This is a genomic window from Alkalicella caledoniensis, assembly GCF_014467015.1.
Classification (GTDB): Bacteria; Bacillota; Proteinivoracia; order Proteinivoracales; family Proteinivoracaceae; genus Alkalicella; species Alkalicella caledoniensis.
Genome location: NZ_CP058559.1, coordinates 2717489 through 2730005, shown reverse-complemented (window position 1 = coordinate 2730005; position 12517 = coordinate 2717489). Strand labels below are relative to the sequence as shown.

Annotated in this window: 11 protein-coding genes, 7 tRNA genes and 2 other annotated features; of the genes, 1 reads left to right on the top strand and 17 read right to left on the bottom strand. The window is 36.9% G+C overall.

Annotation, left to right across the window (positions count from 1 at the left end):
• Positions 1 to 34 precede the first annotated feature (34 nt).
• From pheT to infC, 8 genes are all read right to left on the bottom strand, one after another.
• The gene (pheT, locus tag HYG86_RS13445; protein WP_213166112.1) at positions 35 to 2443 is read right to left on the bottom strand and encodes a phenylalanine--tRNA ligase subunit beta; all 2409 of its coding nucleotides are present in this window, start codon (positions 2441 to 2443) and stop codon (positions 35 to 37) included.
• A gap of 6 nt (positions 2444 to 2449) precedes the next feature.
• Complete coding sequence (pheS, locus tag HYG86_RS13440) at positions 2450 to 3481, bottom strand: phenylalanine--tRNA ligase subunit alpha (RefSeq protein WP_213166111.1); 1032 nt, start codon at positions 3479 to 3481, stop codon at positions 2450 to 2452.
• A gap of 160 nt (positions 3482 to 3641) precedes the next feature.
• Positions 3642 to 3853: a binding site (T-box leader), on the bottom strand.
• 190 nt (positions 3854 to 4043) lie between these two features.
• The gene (locus HYG86_RS13435; RefSeq protein ID WP_213166110.1) at positions 4044 to 4793 is read right to left on the bottom strand and encodes a TrmH family RNA methyltransferase; all 750 of its coding nucleotides are present in this window, start codon (positions 4791 to 4793) and stop codon (positions 4044 to 4046) included.
• A gap of 2 nt (positions 4794 to 4795) precedes the next feature.
• Complete coding sequence (locus HYG86_RS13430) at positions 4796 to 5443, bottom strand: potassium channel family protein (protein ID WP_213166109.1); 648 nt, start codon at positions 5441 to 5443, stop codon at positions 4796 to 4798.
• Between the two features lie 15 nt (positions 5444 to 5458).
• Positions 5459 to 6796 carry a TrkH family potassium uptake protein gene (locus HYG86_RS13425; RefSeq protein WP_213166108.1) on the bottom strand — a complete coding sequence of 446 codons (1338 nt, stop codon included), beginning with the start codon at positions 6794 to 6796 and terminating at the stop codon, positions 5459 to 5461.
• Positions 6797 to 6985: 189 nt separating this feature from the next.
• The gene (gene rplT / locus HYG86_RS13420; RefSeq protein WP_213166107.1) at positions 6986 to 7342 is read right to left on the bottom strand and encodes a 50S ribosomal protein L20; all 357 of its coding nucleotides are present in this window, start codon (positions 7340 to 7342) and stop codon (positions 6986 to 6988) included.
• Between the two features lie 29 nt (positions 7343 to 7371).
• On the bottom strand, positions 7372 to 7563 hold the full coding sequence (rpmI, locus tag HYG86_RS13415; protein ID WP_213166106.1) for a 50S ribosomal protein L35: 192 nt from the start codon (positions 7561 to 7563) through the stop codon (positions 7372 to 7374).
• Positions 7564 to 7588: 25 nt separating this feature from the next.
• Positions 7589 to 8080, bottom strand: a complete 492-nt coding sequence (gene infC / locus HYG86_RS13410) for a translation initiation factor IF-3 (RefSeq protein WP_281391278.1) — start codon at positions 8078 to 8080, stop codon at positions 7589 to 7591.
• A 93-nt stretch (positions 8081 to 8173) separates the two neighbouring features.
• Positions 8174 to 8317: a sequence feature (ribosomal protein L20 leader region), on the bottom strand.
• Positions 8318 to 8503: 186 nt separating this feature from the next.
• Here infC and HYG86_RS13405 point away from each other — a divergent pair.
• Positions 8504 to 9883 (top strand): ISNCY family transposase, encoded by a 1380-nt coding sequence (locus HYG86_RS13405; protein WP_213169275.1) that lies wholly within the window; start codon positions 8504 to 8506, stop codon positions 9881 to 9883.
• A gap of 371 nt (positions 9884 to 10254) precedes the next feature.
• Here the strand turns inward: HYG86_RS13405 and ytxC are convergent, their stop codons facing one another.
• The 9 genes from ytxC to HYG86_RS13360 all read right to left on the bottom strand — a co-directional run bounded on the left by ytxC (position 10255) and on the right by HYG86_RS13360 (position 12514).
• Positions 10255 to 11139, bottom strand: a complete 885-nt coding sequence (ytxC, locus tag HYG86_RS13400; protein ID WP_213166105.1) for a putative sporulation protein YtxC — start codon at positions 11137 to 11139, stop codon at positions 10255 to 10257.
• Between the two features lie 146 nt (positions 11140 to 11285).
• A tRNA-Val gene (locus HYG86_RS13395) sits at positions 11286 to 11360 on the bottom strand.
• A gap of 56 nt (positions 11361 to 11416) precedes the next feature.
• A tRNA-Leu gene (locus HYG86_RS13390) sits at positions 11417 to 11504 on the bottom strand.
• Between the two features lie 28 nt (positions 11505 to 11532).
• Positions 11533 to 11607 (bottom strand) — tRNA-Cys (locus HYG86_RS13385).
• A 10-nt stretch (positions 11608 to 11617) separates the two neighbouring features.
• A tRNA-Gly gene (locus HYG86_RS13380) sits at positions 11618 to 11692 on the bottom strand.
• Positions 11693 to 11705: 13 nt separating this feature from the next.
• Positions 11706 to 11781: transfer RNA gene (locus HYG86_RS13375), tRNA-Phe, on the bottom strand.
• Between the two features lie 7 nt (positions 11782 to 11788).
• Positions 11789 to 11865 (bottom strand) — tRNA-Asp (locus HYG86_RS13370).
• 178 nt (positions 11866 to 12043) lie between these two features.
• Positions 12044 to 12128: transfer RNA gene (locus tag HYG86_RS13365), tRNA-Leu, on the bottom strand.
• A 113-nt stretch (positions 12129 to 12241) separates the two neighbouring features.
• The gene (locus HYG86_RS13360) at positions 12242 to 12514 is read right to left on the bottom strand and encodes a hypothetical protein (RefSeq protein ID WP_213166104.1); all 273 of its coding nucleotides are present in this window, start codon (positions 12512 to 12514) and stop codon (positions 12242 to 12244) included.
• Between the last annotated feature and the right edge of the window lie 3 nt (positions 12515 to 12517).

Here is a 12517-nt window from a genome sequence, read left to right as displayed (position 1 = left end):
CTCCTTACAATTCTTTTTGTATATTTCAACAAATTTAAGCCAATTCCTTCTTTTCTACTATCTTTATTTGACGTAGCTTAGCACCGTGCCTATCCTCTAAGGTTGTTAAAATTCTCTTAGTGAAAAATGTAATTTCTTCTTCCTTTAGGGTTCCTGCTTTTTGTAAGGTAAAAGTTATTGCTATACTCTTTTTACCTTCTTCAATACCTTTACCAGAGTAAACATCAAAAATTTCTGCCGATGTAATCATAGGATTTAATCCTTTAATTGTCTTAACAAGTACACCTGCATCTAGATCTTTATCTACAATAACAGCAATGTCCCTTACAACTGCAGGGAATTTAACTACAGATTTATAATTAAACTCTTGAGATGCTTTCTCCATTAGTTCTGTTAAATTTAGCTCTAAAATATATACCTCTTCTTTAATATCCCAGTTTTTTGCTACCATAGGATGTAGTTGACCAATGTAGCCTACCTGCCGAGTACAAACATAAACAGCACCGCTACGCCCTGGGTGAAATTGAGGACATATATCCCTTTTAATTTCCCATTCATCTATTTTACATAGAGTCATTATACTTTCTAAAATACCCTTTATTGAGTAGAAATCCTTTTTGATACCTTTTCCAGTTAGCCAATGATTTTTCTCGTGTTCACCCACTTGAGCAACAACCAGTACTTCGTTTTCCTGGGGAAGTGTCTCTAAGGGCAATTTGCCTATATATGTTTTCCCAAACTCAAATAACGCTATATTATCGTTATTGTGGTTTAAGTTATATGCCACACTATTTAGTGCTGATGGCAACATGGATGTACGCATAAGGCTATTCTCCTTCCCTAGAGGATTCGCAAGGGGAATTGCCATGGTGGGTTCTAGCTGTGTTTTCAAAAAGCTATCTGGTGATATAAATGGATATGTTACTACTTCCCTTACACCTTGAGCTACTAATAAATCTTTAAGATCATTTACCATCTGTTGGCTGAAGCAATACTTACCAGCAGTTGTTTTGCCTTCTGGTAATGTTGATGGGATATTGTCATACCCATAAATTCTTGCAACTTCTTCCACTAGGTCTACATCAATAGTTATATCCACTCTATGATGTGGTATGACTACATTTAATTTATCTCCGTTACCTTTAACAATGCATCCTAAACTCTTAAGTATAGTAGCTATATCTTCTGTACTCACCTGTATACCTAGTAAGGAGTTTACTTTTTTAGGGTCTAGATCAATCTCCTTAGGGTCATGGGTAAAATCACCAACTAGGTTAGTTCCTGTTATCTTCCCACCACAGATTTCTTCTAGTAGAAAGGCTGCTCTTAGTGCTGCATCTTTAATATATAGTGGGGCAACAGATTTCTCGAAGCGTGAAGAAGCTTCAGATCTTAGATTTAGAGCTTTTACACTTTTTCTAACAGCTATATTGTTAAAATATGCAGACTCTATAAGAATATCACAAGTATTTTCATCTACTTCGCTGTTCTCTCCACCCATTACACCTGCAATGGCTAAAGGAGCTATTCCATCAGTTATTGTAAGGGTCCCTTCAGGCAAATTTCTTTTTTGACCGTCTAGGGTTTGAATTTCTTGCTGACTTTGACTGTTTTTAACAACTATTTTCTTACTTGGGATTTTATCCATATCAAAACCGTGTAAAGGTTGACCATACTCTAACATGACAAAGTTTGTTATATCAACAACATTGTTTATGGGTCTCATTCCTGCTTTTAATAGTTTTATCTGCAACCAAAGTGGTGAAGGGCCTACTTTTATGCCTCTTATTTCTTGGGCTACATAGTTTTTGCAGTCAGAAGTGGCTATCTCCACAGTAAAGCTGCCTTGACCTTGCTCATTTTCATAGCCCTGAGGCATTTTTAATTCACAACCTGTTAAAGCAGCTACTTCTTTAGCAACACCTAGAATACTTAGACAATCACTGCGATTAGGCGTTAAATCAAGTAGTAAGATGGAATCATTTAATCCCAGGAACACTCTAATATCTTCACCGATGGGTGAATCCTCAGGTAATATCATAATACCGTCTTCTAGCTCTAAATCTAAGCCTAATTCATCTGACGAACATAGCATCCCTTGGGATTCGACTCCCCTAAGCTTTGATTTCTTAATTTTGAAATCACCTGGCAACACTGCTCCTACCTGGGCTAATGGGACCCTTTGTCCAACCTTTATGTTTTTCGCACCACAAACAACTTGTAAAAGCTCTTGTCCGTTAAAAACCTTAGTCACAGATAGTTTGTCTGCGTCGGGGTGTTTTTCGATTTCTTTAATTTCAGCTACCACGATACCTGAGAATGCTTCAAAAGGTTTGGTTACATGTTCTACAACCACTCCTGCTTTAGTCAATGTTTCAGCAAGCTGCTCTGGTGTTAAGCTTAAATCTATATATTCTTTTAACCAATTATATGATATTTTCATTATGTTTTACCCCCTAGCGAATTGTTGTACTACTCTTAAGTCACCATTGTAAAATTCTCTTATGTCACTTATACCGTATTTAAGCATAGCTATTCTTTCTACACCCATTCCAAATGCGAATCCTTGAACTTCATTTGGGTCATACCCACCCATTTCAAGAACATTTGGATGCACCATGCCAGCTCCTAGTATCTCAATCCATCCAGTTTGGGAGCACAAACCACAACCATTCCCTTCACAAGAGAAACAGCTTATATCAACTTCTGCACTGGGCTCTGTAAATGGGAAGAAACTTGGTCGTAACCTAACTTGTTGTTTTTCACCAAACATCTGCTTTGCGAAAAGTAAGAGTGTCCCCTTTAAGTCTGCAAGGGTTATGTTTTTATCTATTACTAAACCTTCAACCTGATGGAACATAGGCGAGTGTGTTGCATCATCATCTTTTCTAAATACCCTTCCTGGACTGATAATGCGAAGGGGAACTTCTGGTGCCCTTTTACCCATGGTTCGTGCCTGTACAGGAGATGTATGTGTCCTCAGCAATATATTTTCAGTGATATAGAAAGTATCTTGCATATCTCTAGCAGGATGGTTTTTCGGCAAGTTAAGGGCTTCAAAGTTATAGTGATCTGTTTCTATTTCTGGTCCTTCAACTATATCGTAACCCATGCCTAGGAATATTTGCTCCATTTCTCTACGAACTAAAGTAAGAGGGTGTAAACTACCAACAGATTTTTTTGTACCAGGCAAAGATATATCTATTTTTTCCTCATCTAACTTAAGTAAAAGTTCCTTTTCTTCTAGGCTTACAATTTTATCTGTAATTGCTTGTTGAATCTTTTCCTTGACATCGTTTGCCATTTGACCTAGTATAGGCCTTTCTTCTGCAGACAATGATCCCATACCCCTAAGGATTGAAGTGATTTCTCCTTTTTTACCTAAGTAGTTGACCTTATACTCTTCCAGCTGAGCAAGGGTTTGAGCATCTTCGATATTCTCTAAAGCGATACTTTGTAACTCTGATAATTTATCTTTCATTTGTTCTTCCTCCATTTCTATTGTTTGTTTTACAGTTATTTTGCAGTTAGTTTTCAGTGTTAGCTGGTTAGTTGGACAGAATCCCTTTGCGGAATTAATGCTTATAAATACTCTCGACTTATATTTCTTTTCTTGATAACAAAAAAAATCCCCGACTCCCATATGGGACGGAGATTTCCGCGGTACCACCCAATTTGCTATTTACAGCCACTCAAAGACCCATAACGGAGTCAACCGGGTGAAACTACTGGCTTTTCACTTCACCGATTTGAAAGTGAATTTCAACTACCTTACACCATAGAGGCTCTCAGTCCTGACCTCATTCCCTGTTATAGCACATAAATAGTTTACTCTCTTTCGCATTATCTTTTTACGATGTTTTCTTACACATTTGCCTATACTGAACATAAAAGGCTAAAATTCCGGTTTTAATAAAAAGCTCCCAATACAATTCTTTGTATCCCATGGCTTTCCCCTCCGGTCATAGTCGGTAGGGTTATTATATCATATTGACTGACAATTTGCAATTTACTTGGGGCTCATTTTAAAGTTTAATTCTTGTTTATTCATTTCCTTTGATTCCATATAGTATTATACCCGTTGCCACAGCCACATTCAAAGATTCTATATCACCATAAAGGGGAATTCTAACATCTAAACCTTCAAGTTCTTCAACTTCCTGTGATAAGCCATTTCCTTCATTACCAACAAATACCATGTATTTCCCTTTGGGTATTTTGTCATATAACTGTTCTCCCTTTATGCTTGCCTTTATAGGTGTTATCCCTTGCTCTTTGATAAAGTTAACCAGATGATCCATTTCAACATCTATGTAGATTGGAATCTTATAAATTGCTCCCATGGTAGATCTAAGGGCTTTTTCATTGTATAGATCCACTGTTCCTTTAAGCAAAAAGATTCCATCAACGTCACAAGCTAGAGCTGTTCTTATTATTGTCCCTAGGTTTCCTGGGTCTTGTACCCTATCTAAGGCTAAGAATAGCTTACCTCCACCTATGGGTAGTATAGGTCTTTTGGCTAGCAGTGCAATACCTTGACTATTAACTGTTCCAGATATATGTTCAAATAACTTGTCTGAAAATATAACTTTATTATTAGTACAAATATGCGAGTATTTCTCAGAGCTACTTTCCCTTATTATTAGCGTCTCAATTTCAGCACCGCAAGCTAAAACATCTTCAACCAATCGCTGCCCTTCAAAAAATAGCAGTTGACTACTACTCTTTTTACCTTTTCGCTTTATATCTAAAATATCTTTAACAATTTTATTACTTGAAGAGGTAATTACCACTTTTACCGCTCCTCTATTTTTTTCAGCTTATCGTTACTTCCGATGGCAACTAAAATATCACCATCTTGAATTTCTGCTTCAGCCACTGGTGCAACATTGATATCTTTACCTGATTTAATAGCAACAACGTTTATAGAATACTTTGCCCTTAGATCAAGCTCCATCAGGGTTTTCCCAACCATGAAACCAGGTGCCGTTACTTCTACTATACTATAGTCAGGTGCTAGTTCAATATAATCTAAAATATTTGTACTTGTTAAGTTGTTAGCTACCCTCACACCCATATCTCGCTCTGGGAAAATCACCCTATCAGCCCCTGTCTTATACAGAACTTTGCCGTGCAAGTCATTTTGAGCCTTTGATACAACGTATTCTATACCCATTTCCTTTAAAATAAGGGTCGTTAAAATGCTAGCTTGAATGTCTTGACCGATTCCCACGATTGCAACATCAAAGTTTCTTATTCCCAATGCCTTTAGGGAATTTTCATCTATTGCATCAACTTGTACAGCATGTGTGGTATAGTCCCTAGCTTCTTGAACTCTTTCCTCATTTATATCAATTCCAAGAACCTCATAGCCCATGTTATATAAAGTTTTAGCCACAGCTGCTCCAAATCTACCTAAACCAATAATTGCGAATTCCTTCATTATTATTACCTCCTTTTAACCCACTAAAACCTTCTCTTCCGGATGGCGGATTTTGCTCGGTTTTAGTCTTTGCCCAAAGGCTAAAGCCATTGTTAATGGACCAACTCTGCCCATGAACATTATCACTATTATTATGCCTCTTCCTGCAACGCTTAACTCAGAAGTAATACCCGTCGAAAGTCCCACTGTACCGAATGCAGAAACTACTTCAAAAACTATTTGTAAAAAGTCGTGTTGCTCAGTCTGAGCCAAAATAATTGTAGCTACTCCTACTACTATCAACCCAATTACAATTATAGCAAGGGCCTTAAGAATTATATTCATAGGTAAGCGTCTGGAAAATAAGTCAACATCCTCTTTACCTTTTATCATAGCTGCTACAGACACTAATAGAACACCAAAGGTAGTCGTCTTTATACCACCACCTGTAGATGCAGGTGAAGCTCCTACGAACATTAACACTAACATAAAAAACAGTGTTGCTGGGTTTAAAGCCCCAGTATCTAATGTATTAAATCCTGCTGTCCTTGTAGTTGCCCCTGTAAAAATAGATGGAAGTATCTTTTGAATAAAAGTCATTTCCCCTATGGTTTCAGGGTTGTTATACTCTAATATAAAAACTCCCAAGAAACCTACCACCAGCAATATTGCTGTTAGTAACAATACAAATTTACTATGTAAAGCCATTTTTTTAATAGGTCTTCTATTATAGATATCAACAAGTACTGTAAAGCCCAGTCCGCCAAAAACAAACAACCCAATAATTACTAAATTAACAAGTGGATCGTTCCAGTATGCTGTCATACTTGATCCACCAACGCTACCCATTAGGTCAAAACCTGCGTTACTAAATGCAGAAATTGAGTGGAAAACTCCCATATACATACCTGTACGGAAGCCCATATCAACGGAAAATCTAAGTCCCAATATCAAAGCAGCTAATCCCTCGATTACTAAAGTAAAAACCAATATTGTTTTTGTTAGCCTTACTAGACCTTCAAGGGAAAATTGATTTAGTGCCTCTTGCATAACCAACCTTTCTTTAAGGGTTATTTTTTTACCTAAAATTAAAAAGAAAAGTGTAGCCATGGTCATAAAGCCTAATCCACCAGCCTGTATTAAAATCATTATTACCACTTGTCCAAATATAGTAAAATGAGTTCCAGTATCTACAACTACAAGTCCAGTTACACAAACGGCGGAAGTAGCTGTAAACAAGGCATCAAAAACAGGGAGTCTTCCCTCTACAGAAGCTTGGGGTAAAGATAGAAGTATGGTACCTATGAGTATTAGCCCTAGGAAACCACCTACTAAAACCCTAGCCGGGGAAAGTGCAACTTTTTTCTTAGGCATCAGGTATACCTCCTTTCGCCTATCTATTCTAGTTTATGATTTAAATTAATGATTATTCATTTTGTAGTTAGCCGCAATAGTGCTAAGTTTTTTTACCTTACAATCGACGCTAGCGCCCCTGTGCTCTAAGGCCTACTACTTATTGGCAGCTATTTCAATGCTAAAAAAAGCGCAGATTTGCGCTTTTAGTTAGTTAAGTTTGCTTTTTGCTAGTTCTGCTAGTTGTGCGAATGCAGCGTTGTCATTAACAGCTAAATCGGCAAGCATTTTTCGGTTGATATCAACACCAGCAACTTTAAGACCATTAATCATTCTGCTATAAGAAAGACCATTGTTTCTAGCCTCAGCATTGATTCTTGCGATCCAAAGCTTTCTGAAGTCCCTCTTACGGTTTTTTCTATCTCTGTATGCATATGATAAAGATTTTAGAATCTGCTCATTTGCTTTACGGAAAATCTTGCTTTTAGCGCCATAATAGCCTTTAGCAAGCTTTAATATTTTTTTGTGACGTTTCCTAGTTTGAACACCTGGTTTTACTCTTGGCATCTCGTATACCTCCTTTTTCTTTAATTAGACTATGGTAAAAGTTTAAGTACTCTTTTTACGTCGCTTTTGCTAACTAGACCCATTTTTCTAAGGTTACGCTTTCTTTTAGCACTTTTCTTAGTTAGAATGTGACTTGTAAAAGCATGACTTCTTTTGATTTTACCTTTTTTGGTTTTCTTGAATCTTTTTTTAGCACCACTGTGGGTTTTCATCTTTGGCATTATAAAAAGCCTCCTTCCAAGGGTTTTATTTTGGAGCTAAAACCATTATCATGTTTCTACCTTCAAGTTTAGCAGGTTTTTCAACAACTGCTATTTCTTTAGTTGTTTCAGCTATTCTCTCACAGATTTCTTTTCCTTGGTTAGCATATGCAACTTCTCGACCCCTGAATCTGATGGTTACTTTAACCTTATCCTTACCTTCTAGGAATTTGATTATGTTCCTTAGTTTGGTTTGATAGTCGTGCTCATCGATCTTTGGTCTAACCTGAATTTCTTTTACTGTGATAACATGTTGATTTTTCCTAGCTTCTTTTTCTCTTTTACTTTGCTCGTACTTGTATTTTCCATAATCCATAATACGGCAAACTGGTGGCTTAGCTTGAGGGGCTATTTCTACAAGATCAAGATTTTTAGCTTGAGCTGTTTTAAGAGCCTCTTTAGTAGCAGTTACACCAACTTGATTTCCTTCTTCGTCTATTAGACGAATCTCTTTGACTTTGATTTCCTCGTTAATCAATAAGTCTTTATTACTAATAACTTTTCACCTCCTGGTATTTTCCACAAACACTCAAATTCTATGATTTGATGCGTAATTGGCATGCCCAAAAGAACAACAAAAAATGGGCGGATATAACCATCCGCCCATAAAGAATACAAAAGTATTATCTGTATTATCTTATTGGTATTTAACCTGACAACTCGTAGCCTAAAGCTTGGTCATAAGGTGAGAAGCGGATGGCCTCTTCTTTACTTTATATATTTTAATACTATTTAAGTACTTTGTCAAGGAATTCCCTTTTTTTTATTTGTAATGTATGATTCATATATGATAATGTCTAGTTATACCACAAAAGATTATGTCCTAAAAGTAATTCATATATTATAATACCCTCATGACTATAAAAATGAGGTGGACAAGATGAGAAAGGTGATATTAACTATGGATGAGAATCAGAAATATGAAATAATTAAAAAGTTGGTAGAAACTAATGGCAACAAGAAAACTGCAGCCCTTAAAATCAGGTGTACACCTAGGCATATCAGTAGGCTAATCAAAGGGTATAAAGAAAAAGGTAAAGCTTTTTTCATTCATGGAAACCGTGGTAGGCAACCTTCAATAACCTTATCTGAAGATACCAAGAAGTTAATCTTAGACTTATACCGCACTAAGTATTATGATTGTAATCTAACCCATTTTTCAGAGCTTCTTAATGAGATGGAAGACATCAAAGTATCTGTCGGTACCATTACTTCTATTCTTAGGAAAGAGTTCATCCTTTCGCCAATGGCAACACGATCTTCTAGGAAAGCATTGAAGAAAGAACTAAAGGATCTTCAAGCTAAAACTAAATCTATGAAGAAGGCAGCTGTCATTCAAAGCTCCATTTTAGATATAGAGGACTCTCATCCTAGGCGTCCTAGGTGTGCTTACTTTGGAGAAATGCTCCAAATGGACGCTTCCATGCATGAGTGGTTTGGTGGCATAAAAACACACCTTCATGTAGCAATCGATGATGCCACAGGGCAAATGTTAGGCGCTTACTTTGATGAGCAGGAAACGTTAAAAGGCTACTACAATGTTCTTAATCAGGTCCTAACTAACTATGGAATCCCTTATCAGTTTTTTACAGATAATCGCACTGTATTTGAGTATAAAAGAAAATACGAAAAGAAAAAAGAAGCTTCAGTTGAAAAAGATACATTTACTCAGTTCGGATATGCATGTAAGCAGTTAGGAATCGACATTCAGACATCTAGCGTTCCACAAGCAAAAGGGCGGGTTGAAAGAGTATTTGGCACTCTTCAATCCCGCCTAGTCGTAGAGCTACGCTTGAGAGGTGTCTCCTCAATTGAGGAGGCAAACAAATTCCTTTACTCCTACATAAAAAAATTCAACAAGCGATTCGCTTTACCTATTGATAGTATCAAATCTGTGTTCGAAACGCAACCAGATAATGATAAAATCAATCTAACACTGGCGGTAATTTCTTCTAGAAAAATTGATAATGGGAGTTGTATTAAATATCATAATGAGTATTATCTGCCTGTTAATGCTTATGGAGTTGCAGTGCATTACCGTAAGGGTACTACAGCTATGGTCATTAAAGCCTTTGATGGGGACATTTACTGCTGTATTGGTGAACAGGTTTATTTGCTTGAGTTGCTACCACATCATAAACCCTCTTCAAAAGCATTTGATCTAGCAACTCTTCCTGAGAAACCTAAGAAAAAATATATTCCTCCAATGAGTCACCCATGGAAACAGGCATCATTTGAAAGATATTTAAAAAAGCAATTACATAGGAACAACATAGCTTAGCAAGAATCTTAGAAATCACTAGGTTTATTAAAGTTACGCAAAAACAAGGTGCATTCTAGGCACTGCCTTTTTGTTTTACGGCGAGTACAAAGTCCTACCATCATACTGTTCATTTTGAATGTCAGCCGAAGCTGAAGCATCGGCTACAACTGTCTTTTGTGAAAGCCATGAACAACAACAGATTGTCGCAGTATTAAAAGTTAATAGCATAACTATTCTGAAAAGTGTTTTTAGAATTTAGCACCAGAAATCTGGTGCTTATGTTAAGACTTTTTTAGGACATTTTCAAAAATGGTTGACAGGAATTCCCTTTTTTTTATTTGTAATGGTACTAAAACTTTTTAAAAAAGCGTAAGTCCCTTATAAGGGACCTAGCTTTTATTCGTATCTTCTAACGAAGAAATCTTATTATCTTTGATCTCTGCGCAAGTATTACACCCAAGACATAGTACAACTCTATCATCAAATATATTGTTTACTGTAGTTAAAACTTCCTCATCTGAGTAAAAGTCCTTTATGTGAACATGAATTTTTTCAGGAGCGTAAGTAACTAGGCAACTTATAATTGCATCACAACCATTTAGATCTCCACATGCTTCTTCAGCAATGATGTCATCGTTACTATCAATTAAGATATATTTTCCTTTCTTTTTCATAAGATGTGCATAGGTTACTTTTGGTTCTTGAATATCAACAAAGTATCTAAGAAGCTTTATAAAATCATTATATTCTTTTTCAACAACAACCTCTTCTTTTGCTTCTTCCATTACGGATGTTAAGTCCGTCATATATTCTTGTAGTCTAAATCTAACAAATCCCTCTATGTTTATCTGCCATTGTTTATCAAAATAATCCACAAGCTTTTCAGCCATGATTTTCTTTAACCTTATATCCCTCGAGTGCTGATGATTCCTAATCCTTATGAGTTCTAAGGTTTTTATATAAATCATGTTCTGCTCTTTTTCACTTGTTTCGCTATATGTGCTTTTAATAAGCTTATCTATCAAAGGCTTCTCTAATACGTCAACTATGTAGCTTGCTAAGGCCTCTGCAATATTGCTAACAGCCATTTTTTCATAGTCTAGATTTGCTAAAGTGGTGTTTCTAAATGAACAGCCCAAAAAAGTCATATTCCCCTTATATTCTTCGGTCACATCTATGTTTACCCCAAGTTTCTTTAGGGGTTGTAATTTGTCTTCTAAGCAGAACCTAAATTGATCCATGTACCGCTTAGCACTGATTGTTACATTTTTCATGTTTTTCCCCCCTTTTGTCACACTATCTAAAAATAGTATATGAGTGCAAGGGATGTTATATACAGTTAATTTGTCAATAAATAAAAAAGAAAAAATTCCGAAAGGGGTATAAAAAAACAGCCATCCGGGCTGCATGTATTAGTTTATGGTGGGTCCGGCGCGGATTGAACGCGCGACTTCTACCCTGTCAAGGTAGCACTCTCCCGCTGAGTTACGAACCCATATATTTATATAAATCAAAACCTGAGATATTCTCTCAGGTAGTTAATTTTTAAAGTGGTGCCGAGGACCGGAATCGAACCGGTACGGGCTTTTGGCCCGAGGGATTTTAAGTCCCTTGCGTCTGCCTGTTCCGCCACCCCGGCAGGGTGTATTGAGTTTTAAGGTAAGCTTTGGAGGCGGCACCCAGATTTGAACTGGGGAGTAAAGGATTTGCAGTCCTCTGCCTTACCACTTGGCTATGCCGCCAAATTAAATTTGGAGCGGAAGACGGGATTTGAACCCGCGACCCTCGCCTTGGCAAGGCGATGCTCTACCACTGAGCCACTTCCGCATATTTGTGTTGATGGTGCCTCAGGGCGGAATCGAACCGCCGACACGAGGATTTTCAGTCCTCTGCTCTACCGACTGAGCTACCGAGGCAAGTTAATGGCGGAGCTGACGGGAGTCGAACCCGCGGTCTCCTGCGTGACAGGCAGGCATGTTAGGCCTCTACACCACAGCTCCATGTTTTTTTTATCTCAGCGACATTTATTAGTATAACTTTTTTTATGTCATTTGTCAACACTTTTTTATTTTTTGTTTAAAACCTTGTGGTTCATTTCTTCGTGCAACATTAACTATATTATCATTTATGCGACATTATGTCAATACTTATTTAAAACATTGTTATTTAATAAAAAAATGGTGCGAGAGACGGGACTTGAACCCGTACGCCCTAAGACACACGCCCCTCAAGCGTGCCTGTCTGCCGATTCCAGCACTCTCGCAATTACTTTAATATTATATATTAGACTTAGGTTTATTGTCAATATTGTTTTATTGGTAAATTATTTCGAGAATACTACTGGTAGCTTTTTTTGAACTTTTTTGATCGTGTGCCTTAACTCACTAGTGTTAAAACCATATTCATCATCATTTGCTCATCTGTTGTTGGAAAGAAGTACATTAATAAAAGGGATATAATAAGAAGAGGTATAATAAATAGAAGTATTTGTGGTAGAAAGACCCTAAATGCTGTAAAAACCAGAATCCACCCATCCTTAGTTGAGATATTTACGTTTTGAACCTTTCTCTCCTCTTGTGTTGGCTCATTGTATATTAGTTCTTCGTAGGTTTTACTACGTTTGTCTCTTTTTTTATCATAGTAGTTCATATA